We start from the raw sequence: 25,093 nt of genomic DNA on the forward strand, positions 1-25,093 counted from the left end.
CGCTTCTCCGGGGTTGTGCCTGGGTTTTGACCCCTGATAGCGGGATTGATAGATTGGCTCAACCGTCAGGCAGAATGTGTTAGAAGCAAAGCACTTGCGCTGCGGGGTGAAAGGAAACGAATGAACGCCGAGTCGGGAAGCGGAAGCTCCGGTACTTTCCTCTGGGGGGTGATCGCCGGTATCGCAGTATTGGCCGGAGCAGGTGGCTTGTATCTGTCTGGCATTATCGGAGGCGGTCCGGAAGAAACCGCACCACTGCCAGAAGCCGCGGTCCAGACCACGGAAGAAAGCACAGAAGGATCGGTCACCGATTCCAGCGAACAGGCGTCTGACACACCAGCTGCTTCCGAGCCTGAAGCCAGCGATCAGGGCGCCTCAAGTTCACCCGCGGCGCCTGCCGAGGATCCGGGCGCCACTGCCGAGGCCGCGCCAGAGGCAACTCCCCCCTCGCTGGACCAGATATTCGTAGAGCCGGATGGCAGCGCTGTTCTGTCCGGCAATGCCGAGCCCGGAAGCGATGTGCGCGTGTTGCTCGATGGTGAGCAGGTACACAGCTTTACCGTCGATTCCAGCGGCCAGTTCGCCGAACTACTGTCGATACCGTTTTCGGATGACGCACGTGGCCTGACGCTTGAGACGGAGGCCGATCAACCGGTGCGATCAGACGATTATGTCATCGCCGCGCTACCTGCACCGGAACCTGCGGACGACCCTGTTTCAACGGTAGAAACGGCTGAGAATGTGCCACCGGAACCAGAGGGTGCGGATGCTTCCACGACGACGGAAACCGCCGGTGCCACACCGAAAACACCCGAGGATCAGGCTGCAGAATCTGAAGAGGGCTCGATTGAGGACGAGGCCGCGCAAGTTGCGGAGGCCGCACCTGAGGGCACTGTCGACGAGGGGCAAGAACAACAGATTGCCATTCTGCGCTCTGGCGAAGACGGGGTCGAGCTTGTACAGCCGCCGGCGGTTCAAACTGAGGCGCCGGATCAGATTGCTTTAGATACAATCGGCTATTCCAACTCGGGCGATGTGGAACTGACGGGACGGGTGCAGGACGGGTCTGCCGTACGTTTGTATCTGGACAACCGGCTTGTGGATGACCTGGCCCCGGCAGATGACGGCAAATGGCGCAGCGAGATTGAGGGCATTGATCCCGGCGTCTACACGCTGCGCGTGGATGAGGTTGCACCGGACGGTACGGTGGTTAGCCGCATAGAAACTCCATTTAAACGCGAGCCTGTCGAAGTCTTGCAAACAGCTGAAGCGACGGAACCTGCGGAAGACGAGGCGCCGGCCCCACCCATTCGCGCGGTCACCGTTCAGAAAGGCGACACGCTTTGGGCCATATCGCGCGAGCGTTATGGTGACGGCATCCTGTATGTGAAGCTGTTTGACGCCAATCGGGACTCAATCCGCGATCCTGACCTGATCTATCCCGGTCAGATATTCACGATCCCTGAATAATTCCATGCCTCTGGCCCTTTCGGGGGCGAGGGGCTATCTCTGACCGAAGATCAGGTACGTGATGAGACGGACAGCCCCTATGCACTCTGATGATATGCCAAAGACTGACGAGCGCCGCTCAGGCTGGCGCACGATCCGAAAAGTTGCGCCCTATCTGTGGCCCGAGGATGAGTCCTGGGTGAAGCGCCGCGTGGTTCTGGCGATGGGAATGCTGGTACTGGCCAAGCTGATCGCAGTCTACACGCCGATTCTGTACAAGGGCGCAGTCGACAGTCTGGCGGGCGAGGGTGTGCCGCCGCTGGCGCTGGGGGCCGTCGGGCTGACCGTCGCTTACGGCGTCGCGCGGATGATGACCGTGGGATTCCAGCAGTTGCGCGATGCGGCCTTTGCGCCGGTTGGGCAACGGGCTTTGCGGGCGCTCGCGCTGGTGACATTTCAACACATCCATCAGCTGTCGATGCGTTACCACGTGACGCGCCGAACCGGGGGCCTCAGCCGGATCATCGAGCGGGGCGTGAAAGGCGTGGAATTCCTGCTGCGGTTTTTGTTGTTTTCCATCGGCCCGCTGATCCTGGAATTGCTGCTGGTCGCGATTATTCTAATGTGGCTGTTTGACGTCTGGTATCTGGTCGTCGTGGCCGTGACCATTGCGCTCTATATTTGGTTTACCTTCGCCGTGACCGAATGGCGCGTGAAGCTGCGGCGCGAAATGAACGATCAGGACACCGAGGCTAATCAGCGCGCTATCGACAGCCTGTTGAACTTTGAAACTGTCAAGTATTTCAACGCAGAACAGCGCGAAGCTGAACGGTATGATGTCTCGATGAAGGCCTATGCCGGAGCGGCGCTGAAAACGGCTTATTCGCTGGCCTTCCTGAATTTCGGTCAGTCCTTCCTGATCACCTGCGGCCTGATCGGCGTGATGGTTCTGGCGGCCATCGGGGTTCAGAACGGAGCGCTGACTGTCGGCGATTTCGTCATGGTCAACGCATACATGATCCAGATCACTGTGCCACTGAATTTTCTGGGCACGGTGTATCGTGAGATCCGCCAATCGCTGGTGGATATGGGGCAGATGTTCGATCTGCTGGAGCAACCTGCTGAGGTGGCCGACAAGCCCGACGCGCCGGAACTGGTGGTCAACGGGGGTGAGGTGACGTTGGACAACGTCCGGTTCGGCTACGACGCGGATCGGGAAATCCTGAAGGGCGTGTCGCTGACCGTTCCGGCGGGTAAGACGGTGGCCATCGTCGGGGCCACGGGTTCTGGCAAGTCCACCATCGGGCGGCTGCTGTTCCGGTTTTACGACGTTACTGGCGGTGCACTGAAGATCGACGGACAGGACGTGCGCGACGTGACCATGAACAGCCTGCATGCGGCCATTGGCGTGGTGCCGCAGGACACGGTGCTGTTCAATGACACGATTCGCTACAACATCGCCTATGGACGGGACGGTGCCTCGCAGGAGGATGTCGAAGCCGCCGCCAGGGCCGCCCAGATTCACGATTTCATCGTCACATTGCCGGAAGGGTATGACACCAAGGTTGGCGAGCGCGGCCTGAAGCTGTCGGGAGGGGAAAAACAGCGGGTGGGAATCGCGCGCACCCTGCTGAAGAACCCGCCGATCCTGCTGCTGGACGAGGCGACCTCGGCGCTGGACACGGATACCGAAAAGGACATCAAGGACGCGCTGGCCCGGGCGGGCGAAGGGCGGACAGTTTTGACCATCGCCCACCGCCTTAGCACCATCGCCGAAGCGGACAGGATTGTGGTTTTGGAACAAGGCGAGATTCTGGAACAGGGCACCCATGATGAGCTGCTGCTGCGCGAAGGGCGTTACGCTCAGCTGTGGAGCGGTCAGCAAGCGGACGCACAAGCTGCCTGAACTGTTACCCGCGTTCCCCTGACAATGTGATATAATACGCGGGTTAAATCGGAGGTGGTTTAATGCGTAAATTCATACGAAAAGCCGTTATTCCCACCGCATTCATCATGCTGATGCCGACCCTGGCGGCGGGTGATCCCATTGAGGGTGTCTGGGAAACCGAACCGGATCGCAAGAACCTCATCTCTCATATCAAGATTACCGCTTGCGGTGACAAGTTCTGCGGTCAGATCCAGTCTGCCTACGATTCATCCGGGAAAAAGGTGCAGACCCCGAATATCGGCAAAAAGCTGTTTTGGGATGTGGCCAGCAAAGGCGGCGGCAAGTATGGCGGCGGAGATTTCTGGATACCCATGATCAATGTGGATGTCGTGCCGCAAATGACCCTGTCCGGAAACTCTCTGAGCGTTCGTGGTTGTGAACATGTAGTTTGCGGTCATCAGACCTGGACCCGTTTGTCCAAATGAAATGGTCATCCTGGCAGGGCACGGTTTCAGCGGCGTGAAATTTTTTCAGTCGGGTCGCAGGCTTGGCTGCGGGTGATTGCGGTTTGATCCGGGCTATTACATTTTTCTGACGAAAGCGTCTTTAAAAGAAGAATGGCGAGGCTTAGGGCCCGCCATTCTTCTATTCGGCTGCTTTTAGCGGTGTGCCCGGCGGATGGTCCGGTCTGCTGGTGTCTTCGGACGCAGGATCCGCTGTGGGCGTCTCATCTTCCCAAATGACCTCAGTCGCCTGCGCCTGCCGTGCAGCATTGCCGATCGCCATGTCCTGCGCCACCTGACTGGACCGACCGGCCGTCGCACGGGCCAGAACCTTGCCGAGCCATATTGCGTAGGTCGTGACCCACACCCGCAGCGCCAGGAATGAGGGAGTCACGATCAGGGTCAGAACCGTAGCAATGCCCAATCCGAAAACGACCGCCGTTGCCAGCTGTTTCCACCACAATGCGGTGGGGCTGTTGATGGTATAGCCGCCATTGATGAAGTCCAGCGATAGCCCGAACATCATTGGTGCCAGACCGGCCATCGTCGTCAGGGTGGTCAGCAGAACCGGGCGGATACGCGCCTCGGCCGTGCGAACGATGGCCTCGATCCGGGGCATGTATCGGCTGTATTCCTGATAGGTATCGATCAGAACGATGTTGTTGTTCACCACGATCCCTGCCAGTGCCACGATGCCCGTCCCCGTCATGATGATCGAGAAGGGTTGCTGCATGATGATCATCCCGATCAGCACTCCGGTGGTCGAAAGAACCACGGCCAGCAACACCAGCACCGAGTTGTAGAACGAGTTGAACTGCGCCAGCAGGATCACGAACATCAGGCCCAGCGCGCCCATGAATGCGTTCATCAGGAAGGCTCCGGATTCTTCCTGATCCTCCTGATCGCCGGTCCATTCCCAGCTGATTGCATTCGAGAAGGGGCCTGTGTTCAGCCATTCGGTCAGCACCGCGATCCGCTCGTTGGGGTTGATCAACGCAAACCGTGCATCTCCACTGTCAATCGCCGCACGCAGGTCGTCGGCGGTTTCGGAACCGGTCAATTGCAGCAGATCATACTGTTTGCCATCCGGGCTGGTGACGGGTGTTCCGCTCGGTTCAGCCCCTTCGGCGACTTCCCGAATAACGGCCAGGCGCTGTTCCGTCCCGTCCGGGCCATCGACGACCACTTTGGACAGGCCCGGTTCAACATCCGCTTTGACGTCATAATACCGCTGTTGATCGATACGGTTGATCTCGGCCAGTTTCGCCACCGGTTTGCGGGTGACGAAGTTCGACAGGGGCACCAACCCGTCCGGTGTACGCACCTTGAGCGAGTCGAGAGTAGACAGCACCCGGTCTTCTTCGGGCAGACGGACGCGGATTTCGACCTCTTCATCGGTGTTGTCCGGGCGCATTTCGCCGAGCAGGATACCACGCGTGACCAGCTGTACCATCGCACCAACGGTGGCCACGTCGGCACCAAAACGGCCCGCCTTGGCGACGTCCACGTCGATCTGCCAGTCGATGCCGGGCAGGGGCATGGTGTCTTCGATCTGGATCAGGCCGGGGGTTGCATCGAACGCCTCACGCGCAGCGAGGGTCGCTGTGGTCAGGTCTTCCCAGCCGTCGGCCTTGATCCGAAGGTGTACGGGCTTGGCTGACGCCGGACCTTGCTCAAGCGCGCGGATTTCCACGATGATACCGGGAATCTGACCAAGTTCCGCATTGAGCTGATCAAGGACGATGTCGCCGTCATATTCTGGCGCGATGATTTCCCGCTCGATCAATCCGAAAAAGGCAGGCTCGGTGACTTTTGGTCTGTCCTCCCACGGAGTTATTTCGAACTGGACGCGCCCGACGGTGTCAGCGGGTGATGATGCGCCGCCATCGTTCTGGGTCAACCCACCTTCACCAGCAAAAGAAAACACGTTGGTTACGGCCGGGTGCGCAGCAATTATTTCTTCGGCGGTCAGCACCATGGCGTCTTTTTCATCCAGCGACAGGTTGCCTCGCGCCCGGACAAACGCCGTCGCCTGCTCCGGCTCGGTTTCGACGAAGAACTCGACGCCGCGGTTGTTGCTCATGTAAGCGCCCATAACGCTTGCGACGGCCAAACCTACGACAACAATTGAAACGATTGGCATGATCGGATTGCCAACCAGGAATTTGACGACATAACCGAAGATTGTGTGCTCTCTGGCCGTATGTACGCGTTCTTCCTTATGCCGCTTGATCTTGGCTGCGCTCAGCGTGACAGATCCGGCAAATGCACCGAACAGGAACATGAGCGCGCCGGAAACCGCGCCGCCGGGCAGCAGGTAATCCGGGTTCAGCATCTGCATCGCGCCAAGGAAGATCATGTAGAGCGACGGTGGCACCAGAACCGCCCGGACCCACCAAGGGGCGACTCCGCGCAGCCAGTTGGAGGCACGGTCGAACGTGCGGCTAAGCCGCCCGGACACACCGCCAACGACAGGCAGGTAGATCAGCGCGACGATCAACGAAGATGACAGGACGAAGATCAGCGTGATCGGCAGCATCTTCATGAACTCGCCCGGAACGCCGGGCCAGAACAACATCGGCAGGAATGCACAGAGCGTGGTCGCCGTCGAGGACACGATGGGCCAGAACATCCGTTGTGCCGCCTCGACATAAGCATGCATCGGGCCGACGCCCTCCTTGATGCGCTTGTCGGCGTATTCCACCACAACGATGGCACCATCCACCAGCATCCCCACCGCCAGGATCAGCCCGAACATCACCATGTTCGAGATGCTGACCCCCATGACCGCCAGGAATGCAAAACTCAGAAGGAATGAAGTCGGAATCGCGAAACCAACCAACAGCGCGGCGCGTGTTCCCAGCGAGGCCAGGACCACGATCATGACCAGCGCGATGGCGGTCAGAACCGACCCTTCCAGCTGGCGCACCATCGAGTCGACGATGCGGCTCTGGTCATTCGACGTGCCAACCTCCACGGCCGCGCGCATTTCAGCGGGCCATTTCTCCTGCGCGGCGGCAAGGGTTTCTTTGACCTGCGCTACGGTGTCGATCAGGTTGAACCCTTTGCGTTTAACAACCTGCAACGCCACTGTGGATTCAGTATCAAAGCGGGCCGTGCCCTCGCGGTCTTCGAAAGTATAGTTGATCTGGGCCAATTCGCCCATTGTCACAACGCGGTCGCCATTGACCTTGACCGGCAGGCTGTAAACATCTTCGGCGGTTTTGAACGACGACGGAATTTTGACCGAGAACGTTCCCTGCGCGGTCTCAACTTCACCTGCAGCAATCAACTGATTGTTGTTCTGAACTACGTTGATCAATTCATCAGCCGAGACGTTGTACGCCTCAAGCCGCAGCGGGTCGATGATCACTTCCAGTAGTTCGTCGCGGTTGCCGGCAATCCCGGCCTCAAGCACGGAATCCAGCGCCTCAAGTTCGTCCTGCAAGTCCTTGGCCACGCGCGCCATTGTGCGTTCCGGTACTGCGCCGGTCAGGTTGACGATGACGATAGGAAATTCCGAGAGGTTGATCTCGGTCAGCGTATACTGTTCGGCTCCTTCTGGAAAATCAGCCTGCGCGCTGTTCATCGCGTCGCGCACATCGGCGGTGATTGCGGTCTTGTCCCAGCCGAAGTCAAATTCCAATGCGATACCAGCATAGCCCTCGGCGGCGGTGGCGGTCATTTCCTTGAGACCGTCCAGATCCGCCAACTCGGTTTCCATTGGCTTGATCAGCAGGTTTTCCGAGTCCTCGGCGGATATGCCCGGGAACTGCACCGAGACAAACAGGGCCGGGATTTCGATATCCGGCTCACCTTCTTTGGGAAGGCCGACATAGGCAAACCCGCCGATAATCAGCGAGATCGCGATGAAGGCTAGGACCATTCGGGCGCGGTCGGCGGCCCAACTGACGATACCGATCATTGCGCAGCTTCCCGATAAGTCGGCCTGACCGCGACACCTTTCGTCACGAATTCCTGCCCAACAACAATGATGTCCGCAGTTTCAGGCAGCCCATCCACCCAGACACCCTCAGACGTATCGCGCAGCAAGCGAACCGGCATGAAGTCGACGATATTGCCGGTGCTGACTGTGCGGACGCCAAGCTGGCCGTGATTGTTCAGGGTCAGGGCAGATTGAGGCAACAAATGCGCCTTTGCCCCGGCAGCTGAAATACGGATGTCGGCGGTCTGACCGTCACGAATGGACAGGTCCGGGTTCGGAACCGTGATCTCGACTTCGAACGTGCGCGTTGTTTCATCGGCCGAGCGGCTCAGGAACGTTACGCGACCCGCAACTTGCAGACCTGTAACCAGTTGTGCTGACGCTTCTGAACCAACAATGACTTTGTTCACGTCGGTCTCGGGCACAAAACCAACCAGCTTGATCGGATCAAGCTGGATAACTGTCGCGCACAGTGACCCCGGCTGCATCAGGCTGCCCAACTCAGCGGTATCGCTTTCCAAAAGGCCTTTAAATGGAGCTTCTATAGTTTGGCGGTCGATCTCTCGCTGCGCGGCTTTGACAGCGGCAGTCGCAGCTTCGATGCCCGCGCGGGTGGCTTCCAGACCGGCTTCGGCAGTTTTCACCCCGGCTTCGGCGGATCGCATCGCAGCTTCGCTTGAAATCCTGCGGGTTTCCGAACCAAAACCGGTTTCCGATAGCTTACGCGCCGCCGTCAGGTTGATATCCGCTTCGGCAACAAGGGCGTGCGCCTCTTCCAATCGGGCTTCGGCCTCGGGCACGCGGCTTTCAGCCTCGAGTTTGCCCGCCATGGCCTCGGCCAGAGTGGCCGGGCGGGTGCCGGGATCCAGCTCGCACAACAGATCGCCCGCCTCGACAAAAGTGCCCTTCCGCTTGGGCTCCGAGATCACGGTCGAAGTCGTTTCGGCCAGAACTTCGACCTGACGATTGGCTCTGGTCTGGCCGCGCAACAGAACCGCGCTGTCGATTTCACGCGCAGCTGACCTTACGGCAACTACTCCGATGGCTCCCTGATCCGAGACTTTTTCGCCCTCGGAAACTGTCTCGGCTGCGGTTTTGTCTTCCGTGTCGCCCCGTCCGGCTAAGGCAAACAAAGCGTCTCGTTCGAAAACCAAAAAGAACAGCGCAACAATCACCAAAAGCGCGTTCACGAATGAAATCAAACGCATACAGAACTTCTCCCAGAATTCTTCACCGATTGTCCTTCGGCGTGCATGCCTCAAAATGGGGTCGGGCATGCGCAATTTCTACACTGAACTGAATAGTTCGGTTTACTTTTTTTCGCAAGGGCGAGGTGAAGGCGCGAAATTGTGCGAATTCCGACCCTTGGCTTAAGAAAGTCGCCGGGGTATGACATGGCGCCAGATAACAGCACACAGCCTGGGGAGCAGGGATGAGCGACGTCGACAGTTTTATTGATGAGGTGACCGAAGAGGTACGCCGCGACCGACTTTTCCTGCTGCTGCGGCGTTGGGGTTGGATCGGTGTACTGGCCGTGATCCTGATTGTCGGGGGCGCGGCGTTCAACGAGTTTCGCAAAGCCCGCACCACAAGCCAGGCTGAAAAACTGGGTGATGCGATTCTGTCGGCGATGGCACAGAATGACTCCGCCGAACGCGCAACCAGCCTTGCCAGCGTTGACACAGCTACGCCCGGTGGCGACGCGGTCCTGAACATGCTGCTGTCTTCTTCGCAGATCGAGGCGGGTTCACGTCAGGAAGCCGTCGACAGCCTAAATGCGGTTGCCGTTCAAGGCGATCTGCCGGAAATCTATCGCGCGATTGCCACGTTCAAGGCCTTGCTGCTTCAAAGCGATTCACTGCCAGTGGCTGACCGTCGCCAGCAGTTTGAGGCTCTGGCCGTGCCTGGGGCACCGCTGCGGTTGCTGGCCGAGGAACAACTGGCCCTGATCGATGTGTCCGAAGGAAATGTGGATGCAGCGATCGATCGTTTGCAGGCCCTGCGCCAGGACGCTGAGATCGGCGTCGACCTTCAGCAACGCGCAGCGCAACTTATTGTGGCGCTCGGCGGCGAACCGGAACCTTTGGTGGCTCGGCAGGGCTGATCCAGCGGAAAAAGCACAATCAGGCGAGTTCGGAGTATCATGGTGACAAGTCTATTTTCCCGCGTTGGATTGTCGGTTGCGGCGCTGTCATTGACTGTGCTTGCCGCCTGTGAGGAACCCGAAGTCATCCTTCCGGGTGCACGCGAAGACATCCGTCCTGCATCCGACACCGAGACCGTGGAAAAGCGCGGGTCCAAGCCGATCAGCCTTCCGGCGCAGACGGCGAACACTAACTGGTCACAAAGCGCGGGCACCCCCGCGTTCCGGACGACCAATGCGGCGCTCCGTGCCACACCGCAACGGATCTGGTCCGCTTCCATAGGTAGTGGAGACTCTCGCAAGCAACGTATTACGGCCGAGCCTGTGGTTGCAGGCGGGTTAATCTACACTCTGGACTCCGGCGCGACCGTATCCGCTGTTTCGCCCCAGGGGCAGGTGGTCTGGAGTGCAAGTCTCCTTCCCCCAAACGATGGCGACAAGGACGCCACGGGCGGCGGTATGGCCTATTCCAACGGTGTTCTTTACGTGTCGTCCGGGTTCGGACGGTTGACGGCACTTGATGCGAAATCCGGTGTAACAAAATGGCAGAAGCGCCTGAACGCGACCGGCAGTGGTGCGCCTTTGGTAAGCGACGGGCTGTTGTATCTGGTGGCCGGAGATGAAACCGGCTGGGCTGTGAATACCAAAGATGGTCGTATTGCTTGGCAGATTCAGGGCACGCCGAGCGTCGGCAACGTTCTGGGTGCTCCGGCTCCGGTCATAGCTTCGGAATTTGCGGTCTTTGCCTTTGGATCGGGCGACATTGCCGCAACCTTCCGCCGTGGTGGTATCCGCCGTTGGAATGCTTCAGTTGCAGGTGGGCGCAGAGGACGCGCGGCGGCTCAGATCGTCGATGTGACCGGAGGGCCGATGGTTGTGGGGGACACAATCTATATCGGTAACCATTCGGGTCGCACAGTTGCGTTCGATGCCAGTTCGGGTGAACGGAAATGGACTGCCGACGAGGGGGCCGTTGATACGGTTTGGCCGGCGGGCAACAGCATATTCCTGATCAGCGATCGCAGCCAGCTGGTCCGGCTGAACGCCTCGGACGGATCGATCGTATGGGCGCAAGACCTACCCGGCTTTGTCAAAGACAAGCCCAGACGGCGCGGAGCCATTTTCGCTCATTACGGTCCCATCCTTGCGGGCGGGCGCATCGTTATCGCCTCGAATGACGGCTACCTGCGGTTCTACAACCCGATCGACGGTGCACTGGTTCACCGTGTCGAAGTGCCCGGCGGCGCGACCACGGCGCCTGTCGTGGCTGGGCAGACTCTGTATGTCGTGTCATCCAAAGGTGAACTGCACGCTTTCCGTTAACGACAAGATGCGCTAAAGGGCGCGTCTGAGTCTTGAAAGTTGAGTATCATGTCGCTGACCCTCGCCATCGTGGGGCGCCCGAATGTGGGCAAATCCACCCTGTTCAACCGCCTTGTGGGCAAACGTCTGGCTCTGGTCGATGACCAACCTGGTGTGACGCGGGATTTGCGCGAAGGAGAGGGGCGTCTGGGCGACCTGCGCTTTACGGTGATCGACACAGCTGGTCTGGAAGATGCGACCGACGACAGCCTTCAAGGCCGCATGCGCCGCCTGACTGAGCGCGCGGTGGATATGGCTGACGTCTGCCTGTTCATGATCGACGCGCGCGTCGGTGTGACTCCGACCGACGAGATGTTTGCCGAGATTCTTCGCAAACGGTCGAAACACGTGATCCTTGCTGCCAACAAGGCCGAGGGCAATGCGGCGGATGCGGGTGTCCTTGAGGCCTATAACCTTGGGCTTGGCGAACCGGTACGTCTGTCAGGCGAACACGGCGAAGGGATGACCGACCTCTATGCGCAATTGATGCCGCTGGCCGATGCAGCCGCGGAACGGGCGGTAAACGATGCCCCTGAAACCGACATCGAGCTGGATGAAGACGGTGAAGGTGAGGCGCCTCAAATCACCGCCGCCAAACCGTTGCAGGTGGCTGTTGTGGGCCGGCCGAACGCCGGAAAATCTACTCTGATCAACAAGATCGTCGGAGAAGATCGCCTGCTGACCGGGCCGGAAGCCGGGATCACGCGTGATGCCATCAGTCTGCGCATCGACTGGGCCGATCCGGACGGGGACAGCATGCCGATGCGTATTTTTGATACGGCGGGCATGCGCAAAAAGGCCAAGGTTCAGGAGAAGCTTGAAAAGCTGTCAGTCTCTGACGGGTTGCGGGCCGTCAAATTTGCCGAGGTCGTGGTGGTGCTGCTGGATGCGGCCATCCCGTTCGAGCAACAAGACCTGCGCATCGCCGACCTGGCCGAGCGGGAAGGTCGCGCCGTTGTGGTCGCCGTCAACAAGTGGGACATCGAAGAGGATAAGCAGGAAAAACTGCGTGATCTGAAAGAGTCCTTCGAACGCCTGTTGCCACAGCTGCGCGGCGCGCCCTTGGTCACAGTATCTGCCAAAACAGGCCGTGGCCTCGAACGTTTGCGCGCCGCCATTCTACGCGCACATGATGTCTGGAACCGTCGTGTTCCGACTGCGGCGCTGAACCGTTGGCTTACCGCCATGCTGGAACAGCATCCGCCGCCAGCTCCGCAGGGCCGCCGGATAAAACTGCGATACATGACGCAGGCCAAGACCCGTCCGCCCGGATTCGTGGTCATGTGCTCGCACCCCGACAAGATGCCGGACAGCTACACGCGTTACCTGGTCAACGGTCTGCGCGAAGATTTCGACATGCCCGGAACGCCGATCCGCCTGACATTGCGCGGGCAGGGCGACAAGAACCCTTATAAGGGGCGGCGTAAGAAAAACGCGGGCGCCCTGGCCAAACATCTCAAGGGCAGGGCGTAACTGCGCCAATTTTCAGCATTTTCGGCTCAGGGGCGTGACACGCCCCTGACAGCGCGCTAGCATTCACTGGCGTGCATCTGTTTTCGCGCGCGTTGCTTGATTGCGGGGATGCCGCACTTTATTTTGTGGCGACATTTGACCATGCCATCATTGGGAGCGGGCTGGATGGATTTACGAGAATACACAAGGCATTACGCGGTGCAGGACAACAAGCTGGCCGCGCTGAGTTATTTCGGAACATTTGCCGTGTATTTCACGTCGCTGACTTTGGCGATTGTCTATGTGGACCGTTGGTACGTCATGGTTCCCGCCGGGGTCGTCTTTGCCTTTTCCGCTGTGCGCCTGTACGTGCTGCAACATGACTGCGGACATCATTCGCTGTTCGAAACGCGCCAGCAAAATGAATGGGCCGGTCACGGGTTGTCCCCGTTCACCTTCGCGCCGTTCGAGGTGATGAAGCAGAACCACAACTTGCATCACGCTGGTATCGGCAATCTTGAACATCGTGAAACCGGCGAAATCCACACCATGACATTGCGCGAATGGAATGAGGCGGACTGGAAAACCCGTTTGTTTTACCGTCTTTATCGCAACCCGTTCATCCTGGTACCGATTGGTGCTCTATTCACCTACTTCATCCGCTACCGCTGGCCGAAGAACACGGTGCGGTTCGGTGTGATGGGGGTGTTGCTGCACAACCTGTCGATCGTGGTTTTTCTGGGCCTGCTTTATCTGATTGCCGGGACAACAGGCATTCTGGTCTGGCTGGTATTTTCTTTTCTGGGTGGGATGCTTGGTGTGTTCCTCGTCTATCTTCAGCACAATTTCGAAGACACCTATTGGGACCGTCGCCCCGATCTGGACCCGAAACTGGCAGCCTTGCAAGGATCGTCCGCGTTGGATTTCGGATGGTGGTTTGACAATGCGGTTGCCTGCATCACTCTGCACGACATTCACCACTTCAATGCGCGTATCCCCTCGTACCGGTTGCGCGCCTGCCACTATAACCTGCCGCCCGAATACACGCCGCGCCGGATCAAGTTCCCCGAGGCGGTTGCGGCGCTAAATTTGAAACTTTGGGACGAGGGCGCCAAACGCCTTGTGCCGTTCCCCAAAAACAATCAATCCGGAGATTTGGCCCACAATATGTGACTCCATTGGGTCGCTCCGCCTGCGCGTGGGCTTGCCGGTTTGTATATCTTGTGTATATGCAATATCACAAGGAGAGTATGAAAGGACTTGTAATGACCGCAGTGACTGACGTTAAGGGTGTGGGTGAGGCGCTTGGCAAATCGCTGATTGCCAACGGTTTCAAGACTGCCGAAGCCATCGCAAATGCTGGCCCCGCAGACTTGGCCAAAGTCCCCCGAATTGGTGAGGCCCGCGCGGCAGTGCTGATCGCATCAGCGAAAGAAGCCGTCGCAACTAAACTTGCGGCCAAAAAGCCTGCCGTTGCGAAACCTGCAACCGCAAAACCTACTACGCGCCGTGCGTCCACCCGAAAACCTGCGACCCGCCGACCCGCAGCCAGAAAAACTGTCGCTGCCGCCGCTGCGGAAAAGCGCGCCGAGGAGGCCGCACGCAAAGCCGCCGAAGAAAAAGCTGCCGCTGAGGCGGCTGCGGCCAAGGCGCGTAAGAAAGCAAAAGCCAAAGCGAAAGCTGAGAAGGCTGCCAGAAAGCTTCAGGAAATGGAGGCTGAGTTCTCGAAGGCCAAGGACAAGGTGAAAGCCAAGACCAAAAAGGACAAAAAATCCAAAAAAGACGACAAGAAAAAAGCTGAGAAGAAAAAGGCAGACAAGAAAAAAGCCGGAAAAAAGAAAGACATTAAGAAGAAAGACAAGAAGAAGGGTAAGAAAAAGGCGAAGAAGTGATCCCTCTCCGCCTTCGGTCTTTTTGAACCGGTGCCGCGTTCCGCAGCGCCGGTTATTTATGCCAGCGTGCCGTCCAGTTGCAGCGTCAGTTTGCCGCCCAGATAGGGGGCCAGAACCTCGGGCAATGTCACTGTGCCGTCGGCGTTTTGACCGTTTTCCAGCACAGCAATCAGACAGCGCCCAACCGCCAACCCCGAGCCGTTCAGCGTATGAACATATTCCGGCTTACCACCGCCTTCGGGGCGGAAGCGCGCGTTCATGCGGCGGGCCTGGAAGTCGCCACAGGTCGAGACCGAACTGATTTCACGATAGGTGTCCTGCCCCGGCAGCCAGGCTTCAATGTCAAAAGTCCGGCGCGCGCCAAAACCCATGTCACCGGTACACAGGATCACCGTGCGATAGGGAACACCCAGCTTTTCCAGAATTCCCTCGGCACAGCGCAGCATTCGCTTCTGTTCGTCATCCGATTTTTCAGGATGCGTGACCGAGACCATCTCGACCTTTTCGAACTGGTGTTGGCGCAGCATGCCGCGCGTGTCCTTGCCGGCCGATCCGGCCTCGGACCGAAAGCACAGGGAATGCGCGGTATATCGGCGGGGCAGATAGTCTTGCTCGATCAGGGTGTCGTTGACGATATTGGTCAGCGAAACCTCGGATGTCGGGATCAGCCACCAGCCTTCGCGGGTCTGATAGCTGTCCTCGCCGAATTTTGGCAACTGCCCAGTGCCCTGCATCATTTCGGACAAGACCAGCACCGGGCCGTTCACTTCGGTCAGGTCGTTTTCGTTGATATGCGTGTCCAGCATGAACTGTGCCAACGCACGGTGGATGCGGGCGACACCACCGGACAGCAGTACAAAGCGCGAGCCGGACAGTTTGGCCGCGGTTTCAAAATCCATGCCGTTTTTGACGGATTCGATTTCGAAATGTTCCTTGGGTGCAAAGTCCAGCTCAGGCGGCGTTCCCCAGCGGTTGACCTCGACATTGTCGTTTTCATCGGCGCCCTCAGGAACATCTTCGGCGGGCAGGTTGGCGATGCGGATCAATTGGTCGGTCAGCAGTGCGTCCAGATCCTTGGCCTCGGTCTGCATCCGGGCGATCTCAGCCTTTTTCTCGGCGACCAGAGCACGCAGTCGCTGGAACTCGGCCTCGTCCCCGCGCGCCTTGGCGGCGCCGACCTCCTTGGAGGCCTTGTTCTGTTCGGCCTGCGCTGTTTCAGCGGCCAGAATCTTGGCCCTGCGGCTTTCATCCAGCCTCAGCAAGTCCGACGACACCGGCGCGTCCCCACGGCGCGCGAGGGCGGCGTCGAAGGCGGCTGGATTTTCGCGAATGGCGCGGATGTCGTGCATGGTTCAGATCCTTGAATGTGTGAATCACTAGGATCGCTTATGCACCATCTAATTGGCGGGGTGTAGCACCGCTGTGGATATTGCGGTTACTTATCCGCCTCGTCGCCGGATTCGTGCGCCAGATGACCGTCCCAATCCTCTGCAGGAATTTTGGGTTCTGGTGGGTCGGCCATGTAGGACGGTGTCATGATCTGCACGTTGTTTTCGTTGAACACGGCAACGATGTTTCGATGCAGGTCCGAGCGGATTTTAGGAATAATGCTGCCGCGCGTCGTGTAGCCGTTGATCTGATAGTTGATTGCGTAGTCCGCCAGCGCGGTCCACAGCACAAACGGTTCCGGCTTGGCCTTGATCCCTTTTGTGCGGTTGGCGGCTTCGATCAGCATCGCCTCGACCTTTTCGGGAGGTTCTTCATAGCCGATGCCGACAGTGGTGTGCAGCAGCAGACCGCTGCCGTCCGTTTTCTTGGAGAAATTGATCACATCCGAATTCATCAATTGGGCATTGGGAATGGAAATCAGTTCGTTCTTGATGGATTTCAGATGTGTCTCCATCAGCTTGATCTGCACCACATCACCGATATGGTCCCCGATCTGGATGCGATCACCGATCGAGGTGGAGCGGCGGTAAATCACGAACAGCCCTGCCAGCATGTTGGAAACGACCGAGTTCGCACCCAGCGACAGCATGGCGCCGACAAGGATGGTCAGGCCCTGAAATGCCGCGGAGTCAGAACCGGGGATATAGGGCACTGCGAATACCAAGGCGATCAGGATGACGACCACACGGGCTATGTTGAACGTCGGGGCCACCCAGTGCTGTTCGAAATCACCCATTTCGAATGAGCCCGCCTCGACCGCGTCAAAGAACACGCGCATCCCCCTGATGATATAGAGCGTGATCCAGGTGATCAGTGCCAGCATGATCAGGTTCGGGATGTAGCTGAGGATCCCCTTGAAGATCAGCAGGACCGGTTCCGTCAGGTATGTCAGCAGCAGCTGCGCGAAATACCGGGTTTCGGCAAATGCCAGTAAGACAAACGACAGGTAATAATAAAAACCAAGAAAGAAGATGATTAGGAGAATGAAATTCAAGCCATACCGGACCAGAGCGGCAATAGCCTCGGCCTGGACGCTCTTGGCGGTGACCGTTTCCACATCTCTCAGGTGACGTTTGACTAGTTTCAGTGTCCGCCGCCGGATTCTGCGATGAAGCCACAGGATAACCACGACAAAGAGAGCAAACCCTATGGTCCAGGCTACGGCCTCAATCGCACCTGATACACGCGCCTGTTCGGTACGGTTGGCGCGATAGGCGATTATGGCTTCTTCAATCGCTTCGCCATGCAGAAAGCTGAGAACGTCCAGCTCCATTTGATCCAGCTCGGCGTCAGCGACAGTGACAATTGACACCATGACGCCGTCAGCCCGGATTCGTATGCCAAGTTCGGTTTCATCAAACTCGATGTCGACACTCGGACTGTCCGAGGCTTCTGCAATCTCGATAATGCTGTTTTGTACGCGCTCAGCGCGTTCCGGAGCCGGCAAGGCGCTGGAACCCCGCAGGAAGAACAACGTATCGCCATCGACGATCACAGGCGCTTTGAAAATTTCGGATTCAGCGGCCTCCGGTTCCAGAGGCTCAGCAGGCGTTTCCTGCGCTGCAATCGGAGTGGACAGAAGAACAAAGACAGATGCCGCAAGCAACAGATGCGTCAATAACTGGAAGGGTTTGAAGTTTCTCGTCATTCGTCCTCCTGAGCCCAGACTATAGCCGACAGATCAGGTGTTCCTAGGACATATCTGCAACGCTTCTGAACATCCTCGACGCGTGCCGGACCGATCATGTGTGATGCGATACCGCCTTTGCTTGCAAACGGCCGGTTCACGGCATAGGTTCTCGCCAAATTTGCGGGGCCAACCCGCATCATCAAAACAAAGGAATATCCCATGGAAGGTGGCGCAATCGCCCAGTTTCTCCCGCTGATCCTGATTTTCGCGATCATGTATTTCCTGCTGATCCGTCCGCAGCAGAAAAAGATGAAGCAACATCAGGCCATGGTCGAGGCCGTGCGTCGGGGCGATCAGGTTGTCACCCAGGGTGGCCTGATCGGCAAAGTTGCCAAGGTTAAGGAAGGCGACAACGAGATCGAAGTCGAAATCGCCGAGGGTGTGAAGGTTCGCGTGGTCAAATCGACCATCGCTCAGGTTCTGAACAAGACCGAACCGGCGAAGTAACTTCGCCGCACAACCTCTTAAAAAGGCAGGGTAATGCTGCAAATTGATACCTGGAAGCGGGTTCTGATCTGGTCGGTCTGTGTGATCGGCCTGCTCATGGCCCTGCCGAATGCGTTTTACACGCGCGTCGAGCAATCCAACGATGCCAAAGCCGCGATTGAGCTTGGCATCGACACTCCCGAAATGCAGGCCGAGGCGGCGCAATGGCCAAACTGGCTGCCTTCGTCGTTGGTCAATCTGGGTCTTGATCTTCGCGGCGGTGCGCATCTGCTGGCCGAAGTTAAGGTCGAGGATGTCTACGAATCCCGGATGGAGGCGATGTGGCCCGAAATTCGCGACGCCCTGCGGGATGAACGCGCGACCGTAGGCACGATCCGCAAGCAAGAGTCGGCCCCGGATGAGATTCGCGTCCGCATCAGCCAGCCCGAGGGCATGTCCCGCGCGCTGGAGGTTGTGCGCGGTCTGGCCCGTCAGGTGCAGACGCTGACCGGAGTAGGGGCCACCGACATCGAGGCGCGTGCTGAAGGCGACACAATCATTGTGCAGCTGTCAGAGGCTGAAAAGCTGGCCTCGGATGACCGCACGGTTCGCCAGGCACTGGAAATCATTCGCCGCCGGATTGACGAGGTCGGCACGCGGGAACCCACCATTCAGCGTCAGGGCGCAGATCGTATTCTGATTCAGGTGCCGGGGATCGGCAGTGCTGGTGAGTTGAAAGAGATCATTGGCACGACCGCCCAACTGACTTTTAATGCTGTTGTCGGGCCGCGAGGCTCAGACCCGGACGTGTCTGTGGCGCCAGGCCAAAAAGTTGTTCCCTCATTGGACGAAGAAGGCATTTACTACATCATCGATGCCGCACCCGTCGTAACCGGTGAGGAACTGGTTGATGCGCAGCCTTCATTTGATCAGAACGGCCGTCCGGCCGTCAGCTTCCGGTTCAATACGTCCGGAGCCCGGAAATTCGGCGACTACACGCTGGAGAACATCGGCGCGCCCTTTGCCATCGTTCTGGATGACGAAGTGATCTCGGCCCCGGTGATCCAAAGCCACATCCCGGGTGGATCGGGGATCATCACCGGCAACTTTACTGTTGAAGAAAGCACCAATCTGGCGGTTCTGCTGCGCGCCGGTGCGCTGCCTGCTGGGCTGGATTTCCTTGAAGAACGCACCATCGGCCCGGAACTTGGTCAGGACAGTATCGACGCTGGTAAAGTGGCAACCATGGTGGCCTTTGCGGCAGTGCTGGTCTTCATGGCACTCAGCTATGGTCTGTTTGGTATTTTTGCCAATATCGCGCTGATCATCAATGTGGGGCTGATCTTTGGTCTGTTGTCGTTGATTGGTGCCACACTGACCCTGCCGGGTATTGCGGGGATCGTACTGACGGTGGGTATGGCGGTGGACGCCAACGTTCTGATCTTTGAACGTATCCGCGAGGAACTGAAATCCGCCAGAGGGCCTGCTCGTGCAATTGAATTGGGCTATGAAAAGGCGTTGTCGGCGATTCTGGACGCGAACGTGACCACGTTCATAACGGCTACAATTCTGTTTGCCATGGGCAGCGGCCCGGTTCGTGGGTTCGCCATTACTTTGGGTCTGGGCATTCTGACTTCGGTCTTTACGGCGATCTTCGTGACACGCCTGATGATCGTCATGTGGTTCGAACGCCGCCGTCCGAAAATGATCGAGGTTTGACATGAGACTGAAACTCGTACCGCAAAATACCTCGTTCGATTTCTTCAGCCGCTGGAAAGTCTGGCTGGGCATTTCGGCATTGATGATGATCGTGGCGTTCACGTCCTTCATGCTGCAGGGGCTGAATTTCGGCATCGACTTCCGGGGCGGGACCACGATCCGGACCCAAAGCACGCAGGAAATTGACGTCGGCGCCTATCGCGACGCCATCTCACCGCTGGAATTGGGCGATGTGACGATCACCGAGATTTTCGATCCGACCTTCGGACCCAATGAAAACGTCGCCATGATCCGAATTCAGGCGCAGGAAGATGCCGAGGCTGTCTCGGCAGCAACTGTCACAGCAGTTGAAGAGGCCTTGAAGGTCGCTGCGCCGGATATCGAATTCGTATCCGTCGAATCTGTCGGCCCCAAAGTCTCGGGTGAATTGATCCAGACCGCCGTTATCGCGGTGGTTTTGGCGATTGGTGCGGTTCTGGTTTACATCTGGCTGCGCTTCGAATGGCAGTTCGCACTGGGCGCAGTGGCTGCTCTGGTGCATGACGTGATCCTGACCATCGGCATCTTCTCAGAGCTGCAGATCCGTTTCGATCTGGCCATCATCGCGGCACTTCTGACCATTGTGGGCTATTCACTGAACGACACTGTGGTTGTGTTTGACCGCGTGCGTGAAAACCTGCGAAAATACAAGAAGAAGGACCTCAAAGAGGTTCTGAACATCTCGATCAACGAGACGCTCAGCCGGACGGTGATGACCTCGGTTACCACGCTGCTGGCGCTGATTTCGCTCTATGTGCTGGGTGGGGACGTGATCCGCGGCTTTGTCTTTGCGATGATCTGGGGCGTGATCGTCGGGACCTATTCCTCGGTCTTTGTCGCTTCGACTATCCTACTGTGGCTGGGGGTGAAACGCGACTGGTCCAAACCGTCGAACACCGCAGGCAATCAGTTTGCAAACATCGACGCCTGAGATTTTCGGCCAGTCCCCAACGGGGCTGGCCGTTATTCTTTTCGCCGCATTCCTCGGTGGCATTGTCCGCGGGTTTTCCGGGTTCGGCACCGCGTTGATTTTCTTACCGCTTTCCACCCCATTTCTTGGTCCGTTCGGAGCCCTGATCGGCCTGACTATCATGGACATTTTCGGGCCTTTGCCGAACCTGCGCCGAGCGTGGAGCGTCGTGCATCGCAAGGATCTGGTGCGATTGTTGGTGGGATGCGCGCTGTTACTGCCGGTTGGGTTGTGGGTGCTGACGCAGGTCGAGCCCGAGGTTTTTCGCTATGCCGTTAGTTTACTGGCACTTTTCATGCTGGCCGTGTTGATCCTGGGATTGCGATACCACGGGCATGTCGGACGTGGAATGGTCGCTGGCATCGGAGCAGCGGCAGGTTTTCTGGGGGGCGTTGCGGGCTTGCCCGGCCCGGCGGTGATCCTGTTCTACATGTCGCGCCCCGTACCGGTCGAGGTGATCCGTGCAACGATCCTGCTGTTCCTGTTTGTCTTTGATTTCCTTCTTCTGGGGTACTTGACCGGTATGGACCGCATCACCTGGCCCTCCGTGGCGCTGGGTTTGGTGCTGTCGGTTCCGAATTTGGTGGGCAACTGGCTGGGCGGTTGGTTGTTCCGTCCCGACCGCGAGAAGCTGTATCGTGCCGCCGCATATCTGGCGATTGCGCTTGCGGCCTTGTCGGGCCTGCCGCTTTGGGACTAGAACACGCCCATGCGCCTGAATGAGATCTCCTACAACAATGCGAGCCCGGTTGACGGGTACGGCCCCGGCTTTTTTCGGATCGGCGGGCAGGTTTATGAAGGGGCCGTTTTGACAGGCCCCGCCGGTACGGCAACCTGGGGCGGTTACGCCGATGACACGTCGTTGCTGGAGTTGTCCGACTCGGTGGACGTTTTGTTCATCGGTACAGGGGCTGAACTGTCTCACATCCCCGCTGATCTGCGCACTGCATTGGAAAACGTCGGGATCGGGGTGGAGATCATGAACTCTCCGGCGGCTTGTCGCACATATAACGTGCTGCTGTCCGAAGGGCGACGCGTTGCGCTGGCTTTATTACCGGTTTGACGCAGCCGCAGGGCCTGCGGCAAATCTTGCCTTTTGCGTCTGACGGCAATGAGATAAGCGGGACCCATGACACTGACCGTGACCGATCTGGCCATCGCCCGTGGCGGCGTTCCCGTACTTGAGGGCCTCAGCTTTGCGCTAGAGCCGGGCAAGGCGTTGATTCTGCGTGGCCCGAACGGAATCGGTAAGACAACGTTGTTGCGTACGCTGGCGGGGCTGCAACCTCCGCTGATCGGTCGGATCGAAGGGGCGGAGGATCAGATTGCCTATGCCTCGCATTCCGACGGGTTGAAGCCGACACTGACCGTGGTGGAAAACCTGACCTTCTGGGCGTCCGTTTTCGGCACGAATGGCATCCAGCCCGCGCTGGACGCTTTTGCGCTGAACGAATTGTCTGATCGTCACGCCGGCAACCTGTCGGCCGGGCAAAAACGTCGGCTCGGTCTGGCGCGGATGCTGGTCACGGGGCGGCCGATCTGGATGCTGGACGAACCGACCGTGTCGTTGGACCGAAACGCAGTGCAGATGTTCGCCGACGCCGTGCGCGGCCATCTGGGGCACGGTGGTTCCGCCCTGATTGCCACCCATATCGATCTGGGCTTGGACGGAGAGGTTCTGGATGTCGGCCCCAACAAGGCCAAACCGAAACCCATCGACGATTTCGACGGAGGCTTCCTGTGATCGCCCTGCTGCTGCGCGACTTGAAACTGGCCTTCCGTGCAGGCGGGGGATTCGGCCTTGGTCTGGCGTTCTTTCTGATCGTGACGGTTCTGGTGCCGTTTTCCGTCGGCCCGCAATCCTCCCTTTTGTCGACCATCGCGCCAGGTGTGCTGTGGCTGGGCGCGTTGCTGGCCTGCCTGCTATCGCTGGACCGCCTGCTGGCGCTGGATTGGGAGGATGGCTCGCTGGACCTGCTGGCAACCGCGCCGCTGCCGCTGGAGTCGGTGGTGACGATAAAGGCGCTGGCGCATTGGCTGACCACCGGCTTGCCGCTGGTTCTGGCCGCACCGTTTTTGGGCGTGTTGCTGAACCTACCCGTGCCAGGGTTCTTCTGGCTGGTCATCTCTCTGTTGATCGGGACACCGGCCATGAGCGTCATCGGAACCTTCGGCGCGGCTTTGACCGTTGGCCTGAAACGCGGCGGGCTGCTGTTGTCGCTGCTGGTTCTGCCGCTTTACGTGCCGACCCTGATTTTCGGGGCCGAGGTCGCACGCCGAGGGGCTACTGGAATGGAAACACAGACGCCGCTGCTGATGCTGGCAGGGGTCACCGCCGCCACAATCGCCCTTTTGCCCTTTGCCAGCGCCGCCGTGCTGCGCATCAACCTTCGGTGACGCGTTCAATCTTTGACTGATGTCAATTGAGAACAGACCCGACTCGGACTAGATAAGGCCCATGTCTATCGCAGCCAAAGCCAATGCCCTCTGGGAATACGCCAATCCGCGCAAGTTCCTTGCCACCAGCGAACGGGTGATGCCGTTTTTCTGGGTGACGTCGCTTGCCTGCATTGTTGTGGGGCTGGTGTGGGGGTTTTTCTTTACGCCGGATGACTTCAAGCAGGGATCGACCGTCAAGATCATCTACCTGCACGTGCCGGCCGCGCTGATGGCAATCAATTGCTGGCTGATGATGCTGGCAACCTCGCTGGTCTGGCTGGTGCGTCGCCACCATGTCAGCGCGCTGGCCGCGCGGGCGGCAGCACCGATTGGTATCGTCATGACCCTGATTGCACTGGCGACAGGAGCGATTTGGGGACAGCCGATGTGGGGCACCTGGTGGGCCTGGGATCCGCGCCTGACCTCGTTCCTGATCCTGTTCCTGTTCTATCTGGGCTACGTCGCCCTGTGGGAAGCTATCGAGGATTCCGATACGGCGGCCGATCTGACATCCGTCTTGTGTCTGGTAGGCTCAGTCTTTGCGATCCTCAGCCGCTATGCGGTGAACTTCTGGAACCAGGGGCTGCATCAGGGTGCGTCCGTGATGCGTGCGGCCGCGGTGACCGGAGCGGATACCGAAGAGAAGGTCAGTAACATCTATTTCTACCCGTTGCTCCTGTGCATCATCGGGTTTGTATTGCTGTTCATCGCGTTGGTCCTATATCGCACGGGTACGGAAATCCGGGCGCGGCGGATCAAATCGCTGCTGGCGCGGGAAAGGGTAAACGGATGATCCCTGATCTTGGAAAATACGCCGATACGGTATTGTGGTCCTATGCGGCCTCGATCGGGCTGCTGGTGTTGCTGATCGTGTTCAGCATCGCGCGCGGGCGCAAAGTACGGGCCGAGATGGAGAAGGTCGAACAAAGGATGACGCGCAATGGCTAAAATCTCACCCCTGATGATTGCGCCGCCGTTGATCTTTGGCGCTTTTGCGGTGCTGGCAGGCATCGGCATGTTTCGCGACGACCCCAACGCTTTGCCCTCGGCCCGTGAAGGTCAGCCTGCACCACCGGTCGTGTTGACCGAGTTCGCCGGCAAACCCCAGTTCGACGACGCTACGCTGCGCGACGGAGAGGTAAAGCTGGTCAACTACTGGGCCAGCTGGTGTGCGCCTTGCCGGGTTGAACATCCTAACCTTCAGGCACTGTCGGACGAGGGCATCCCGGTTTACGGCATCAACTATAAGGATCAGCTGGCCAACGCCGAGGCATTTCTGACCGAACTGGGTGATCCTTACGCAGCCATCGGTCGTGATGAAAACGGTCGCATGGGGTTGGACTGGGGCGTTTATGGTGTACCGGAAACTTATGTGATCGACGGTGAAGGCACGATTATCCTGCGCTTTGCCGGACCGATCACTCAGCGCGTGATCGAAAATACGATCCGGCCCGCGCTTGAGAAGGCCGCCCAATAAACCGATCGTTTGCTTAGCGGAGCGCGCTTGCGGCACGCGCTTTATTGTTGGTAGGCGTTAGTACAGACCACGCAGGTCATCTAGCCGCCATGTTTGTCGAGAAGAACAGTGTCGATAGCCAGACATTAGTCCAGGCCACAGAAAGCGAAAGCCCCGGCGTGTTGGCCGGGGCTTAGATGTTTTAGCCGGCTTTCGCCAGGTTTCTTAGGACGTATTGGAGTACGCCGCCGTTTTCGATGTATTCGATCT

General features: G+C 58.5%; 22 protein-coding genes. 18 read left to right on the forward strand and 4 right to left on the reverse strand.

Annotated features, from left to right (window positions below; translation table 11 throughout):
- Positions 1 to 120: 120 nt before the first annotated feature.
- The 3 genes from GOX66_RS18285 to GOX66_RS18295 all read left to right on the forward strand — a co-directional run bounded on the left by GOX66_RS18285 (position 121) and on the right by GOX66_RS18295 (position 3,822).
- Positions 121 to 1,470 (forward strand): LysM peptidoglycan-binding domain-containing protein, encoded by a 1,350-nt coding sequence (locus GOX66_RS18285; protein ID WP_170764286.1) that lies wholly within the window; start codon positions 121 to 123, stop codon positions 1,468 to 1,470.
- Positions 1,471 to 1,549: 79 nt separating this feature from the next.
- Positions 1,550 to 3,355, forward strand: a complete 1,806-nt coding sequence (locus GOX66_RS18290; protein ID WP_237212671.1) for an ABCB family ABC transporter ATP-binding protein/permease — start codon at positions 1,550 to 1,552, stop codon at positions 3,353 to 3,355.
- Positions 3,356 to 3,417: 62 nt separating this feature from the next.
- Positions 3,418 to 3,822 carry a DUF2147 domain-containing protein gene (locus tag GOX66_RS18295; RefSeq protein ID WP_170764290.1) on the forward strand — a complete coding sequence of 135 codons (405 nt, stop codon included), beginning with the start codon at positions 3,418 to 3,420 and terminating at the stop codon, positions 3,820 to 3,822.
- Positions 3,823 to 3,982: 160 nt separating this feature from the next.
- On the opposite strand, the gene GOX66_RS18300 is transcribed toward GOX66_RS18295, so the two are convergent.
- Together GOX66_RS18300 and GOX66_RS18305 are read right to left on the reverse strand one after the other, a co-directional pair.
- On the reverse strand, positions 3,983 to 7,765 hold the full coding sequence (locus GOX66_RS18300; protein ID WP_170764292.1) for an efflux RND transporter permease subunit: 3,783 nt from the start codon (positions 7,763 to 7,765) through the stop codon (positions 3,983 to 3,985).
- Positions 7,762 to 8,994: an efflux RND transporter periplasmic adaptor subunit gene (locus GOX66_RS18305; protein WP_170764295.1), complete on the reverse strand. Its 1,233-nt coding sequence runs from the start codon at positions 8,992 to 8,994 to the stop codon at positions 7,762 to 7,764. Before GOX66_RS18305 ends, GOX66_RS18300 begins: the two co-directional genes overlap by 4 nt.
- Before the next feature lie 224 nt (positions 8,995 to 9,218).
- Between GOX66_RS18305 and GOX66_RS18310 the strand changes: the two genes are divergently transcribed.
- The 5 genes from GOX66_RS18310 (at position 9,219) to GOX66_RS18330 (ending at position 14,635) form a co-directional block, all read left to right on the forward strand.
- Entirely contained in the window at positions 9,219 to 9,890 is a 672-nt protein-coding gene (locus GOX66_RS18310) for a hypothetical protein (protein ID WP_170764297.1), read from the forward strand.
- A 39-nt stretch (positions 9,891 to 9,929) separates the two neighbouring features.
- Positions 9,930 to 11,252, forward strand: a complete 1,323-nt coding sequence (locus GOX66_RS18315; protein WP_170764299.1) for a PQQ-like beta-propeller repeat protein — start codon at positions 9,930 to 9,932, stop codon at positions 11,250 to 11,252.
- A 48-nt stretch (positions 11,253 to 11,300) separates the two neighbouring features.
- Positions 11,301 to 12,764, forward strand: coding sequence for a ribosome biogenesis GTPase Der (der, locus tag GOX66_RS18320; protein WP_170764301.1), 1,464 nt, complete (start codon positions 11,301 to 11,303; stop codon positions 12,762 to 12,764).
- A 165-nt stretch (positions 12,765 to 12,929) separates the two neighbouring features.
- Entirely contained in the window at positions 12,930 to 13,916 is a 987-nt protein-coding gene (locus GOX66_RS18325; protein WP_170764303.1) for a fatty acid desaturase, read from the forward strand.
- Positions 13,917 to 13,993: 77 nt separating this feature from the next.
- Complete coding sequence (locus GOX66_RS18330) at positions 13,994 to 14,635, forward strand: helix-hairpin-helix domain-containing protein (protein WP_237212672.1); 642 nt, start codon at positions 13,994 to 13,996, stop codon at positions 14,633 to 14,635.
- Between the two features lie 56 nt (positions 14,636 to 14,691).
- Here GOX66_RS18330 and serS read toward each other — a convergent pair whose 3' ends face one another.
- Positions 14,692 to 15,984, reverse strand: coding sequence for a serine--tRNA ligase (serS, locus tag GOX66_RS18335; RefSeq protein ID WP_170764305.1), 1,293 nt, complete (start codon positions 15,982 to 15,984; stop codon positions 14,692 to 14,694).
- Between the two features lie 86 nt (positions 15,985 to 16,070).
- Complete coding sequence (locus tag GOX66_RS18340) at positions 16,071 to 17,732, reverse strand: mechanosensitive ion channel family protein (protein ID WP_170764307.1); 1,662 nt, start codon at positions 17,730 to 17,732, stop codon at positions 16,071 to 16,073.
- A gap of 201 nt (positions 17,733 to 17,933) precedes the next feature.
- Between GOX66_RS18340 and yajC the strand changes: the two genes are divergently transcribed.
- The 10 genes from yajC (at position 17,934) to GOX66_RS18390 (ending at position 24,844) form a co-directional block, all read left to right on the forward strand.
- Positions 17,934 to 18,221 (forward strand): preprotein translocase subunit YajC, encoded by a 288-nt coding sequence (gene yajC / locus GOX66_RS18345; RefSeq protein WP_170764309.1) that lies wholly within the window; start codon positions 17,934 to 17,936, stop codon positions 18,219 to 18,221.
- A gap of 33 nt (positions 18,222 to 18,254) precedes the next feature.
- Entirely contained in the window at positions 18,255 to 19,919 is a 1,665-nt protein-coding gene (secD, locus tag GOX66_RS18350) for a protein translocase subunit SecD (RefSeq protein WP_170764311.1), read from the forward strand.
- A gap of 1 nt (position 19,920) precedes the next feature.
- Positions 19,921 to 20,889 carry a protein translocase subunit SecF gene (gene secF, locus GOX66_RS18355; RefSeq protein WP_170764314.1) on the forward strand — a complete coding sequence of 323 codons (969 nt, stop codon included), beginning with the start codon at positions 19,921 to 19,923 and terminating at the stop codon, positions 20,887 to 20,889.
- Positions 20,870 to 21,628, forward strand: coding sequence for a sulfite exporter TauE/SafE family protein (locus GOX66_RS18360; protein WP_170764315.1), 759 nt, complete (start codon positions 20,870 to 20,872; stop codon positions 21,626 to 21,628). Before secF ends, GOX66_RS18360 begins: the two co-directional genes overlap by 20 nt.
- Before the next feature lie 9 nt (positions 21,629 to 21,637).
- Positions 21,638 to 21,991: an Mth938-like domain-containing protein gene (locus tag GOX66_RS18365; protein WP_170764317.1), complete on the forward strand. Its 354-nt coding sequence runs from the start codon at positions 21,638 to 21,640 to the stop codon at positions 21,989 to 21,991.
- A 66-nt stretch (positions 21,992 to 22,057) separates the two neighbouring features.
- Positions 22,058 to 22,672, forward strand: coding sequence for a heme ABC exporter ATP-binding protein CcmA (gene ccmA / locus GOX66_RS18370; protein ID WP_170764319.1), 615 nt, complete (start codon positions 22,058 to 22,060; stop codon positions 22,670 to 22,672).
- The gene (gene ccmB, locus GOX66_RS18375) at positions 22,669 to 23,325 is read left to right on the forward strand and encodes a heme exporter protein CcmB (RefSeq protein ID WP_170764321.1); all 657 of its coding nucleotides are present in this window, start codon (positions 22,669 to 22,671) and stop codon (positions 23,323 to 23,325) included. The genes ccmA and ccmB overlap by 4 nt, the downstream gene beginning before the upstream one ends.
- Positions 23,326 to 23,386: 61 nt before the next feature.
- Entirely contained in the window at positions 23,387 to 24,160 is a 774-nt protein-coding gene (locus tag GOX66_RS18380; RefSeq protein WP_170764323.1) for a heme ABC transporter permease, read from the forward strand.
- The gene (gene ccmD, locus GOX66_RS18385) at positions 24,157 to 24,315 is read left to right on the forward strand and encodes a heme exporter protein CcmD (RefSeq protein WP_170325323.1); all 159 of its coding nucleotides are present in this window, start codon (positions 24,157 to 24,159) and stop codon (positions 24,313 to 24,315) included. The genes GOX66_RS18380 and ccmD overlap by 4 nt, the downstream gene beginning before the upstream one ends.
- Entirely contained in the window at positions 24,308 to 24,844 is a 537-nt protein-coding gene (locus GOX66_RS18390) for a DsbE family thiol:disulfide interchange protein (protein WP_170764325.1), read from the forward strand. The genes ccmD and GOX66_RS18390 overlap by 8 nt, the downstream gene beginning before the upstream one ends.
- Positions 24,845 to 25,093: the final 249 nt, after the last annotated feature.

The organism is Ruegeria lacuscaerulensis (assembly GCF_013031245.1).
Taxonomy (GTDB): domain Bacteria; phylum Pseudomonadota; class Alphaproteobacteria; order Rhodobacterales; family Rhodobacteraceae; genus Ruegeria; species Ruegeria lacuscaerulensis_C.

What these genes read in the sequence shown, in the direction of transcription:
- GOX66_RS18285 (WP_170764286.1), top strand. Translation starts at nt 121, where the DNA reads ATGAACGCCGAGTCGGGAAGCGGAAGCTCCGGTACTTTCCTCTGGGGG.
- GOX66_RS18290 (WP_237212671.1), top strand. Translation starts at nt 1,550, where the DNA reads ATGCACTCTGATGATATGCCAAAGACTGACGAGCGCCGCTCAGGCTGG.
- GOX66_RS18295 (WP_170764290.1), top strand. Translation starts at nt 3,418, where the DNA reads ATGCGTAAATTCATACGAAAAGCCGTTATTCCCACCGCATTCATCATG.
- GOX66_RS18300 (WP_170764292.1), bottom strand. Translation starts at nt 7,765, where the DNA reads ATGATCGGTATCGTCAGTTGGGCCGCCGACCGCGCCCGAATGGTCCTA.
- GOX66_RS18305 (WP_170764295.1), bottom strand. Translation starts at nt 8,994, where the DNA reads ATGCGTTTGATTTCATTCGTGAACGCGCTTTTGGTGATTGTTGCGCTG.
- GOX66_RS18310 (WP_170764297.1), top strand. Translation starts at nt 9,219, where the DNA reads ATGAGCGACGTCGACAGTTTTATTGATGAGGTGACCGAAGAGGTACGC.
- GOX66_RS18315 (WP_170764299.1), top strand. Translation starts at nt 9,930, where the DNA reads ATGGTGACAAGTCTATTTTCCCGCGTTGGATTGTCGGTTGCGGCGCTG.
- der (WP_170764301.1), top strand. Translation starts at nt 11,301, where the DNA reads ATGTCGCTGACCCTCGCCATCGTGGGGCGCCCGAATGTGGGCAAATCC.
- GOX66_RS18325 (WP_170764303.1), top strand. Translation starts at nt 12,930, where the DNA reads ATGGATTTACGAGAATACACAAGGCATTACGCGGTGCAGGACAACAAG.
- GOX66_RS18330 (WP_237212672.1), top strand. Translation starts at nt 13,994, where the DNA reads ATGAAAGGACTTGTAATGACCGCAGTGACTGACGTTAAGGGTGTGGGT.
- serS (WP_170764305.1), bottom strand. Translation starts at nt 15,984, where the DNA reads ATGCACGACATCCGCGCCATTCGCGAAAATCCAGCCGCCTTCGACGCC.
- GOX66_RS18340 (WP_170764307.1), bottom strand. Translation starts at nt 17,732, where the DNA reads ATGACGAGAAACTTCAAACCCTTCCAGTTATTGACGCATCTGTTGCTT.
- yajC (WP_170764309.1), top strand. Translation starts at nt 17,934, where the DNA reads ATGGAAGGTGGCGCAATCGCCCAGTTTCTCCCGCTGATCCTGATTTTC.
- secD (WP_170764311.1), top strand. Translation starts at nt 18,255, where the DNA reads ATGCTGCAAATTGATACCTGGAAGCGGGTTCTGATCTGGTCGGTCTGT.
- secF (WP_170764314.1), top strand. Translation starts at nt 19,921, where the DNA reads ATGAGACTGAAACTCGTACCGCAAAATACCTCGTTCGATTTCTTCAGC.
- GOX66_RS18365 (WP_170764317.1), top strand. Translation starts at nt 21,638, where the DNA reads ATGCGCCTGAATGAGATCTCCTACAACAATGCGAGCCCGGTTGACGGG.
- ccmA (WP_170764319.1), top strand. Translation starts at nt 22,058, where the DNA reads ATGACACTGACCGTGACCGATCTGGCCATCGCCCGTGGCGGCGTTCCC.
- GOX66_RS18380 (WP_170764323.1), top strand. Translation starts at nt 23,387, where the DNA reads ATGTCTATCGCAGCCAAAGCCAATGCCCTCTGGGAATACGCCAATCCG.
- ccmD (WP_170325323.1), top strand. Translation starts at nt 24,157, where the DNA reads ATGATCCCTGATCTTGGAAAATACGCCGATACGGTATTGTGGTCCTAT.
- GOX66_RS18390 (WP_170764325.1), top strand. Translation starts at nt 24,308, where the DNA reads ATGGCTAAAATCTCACCCCTGATGATTGCGCCGCCGTTGATCTTTGGC.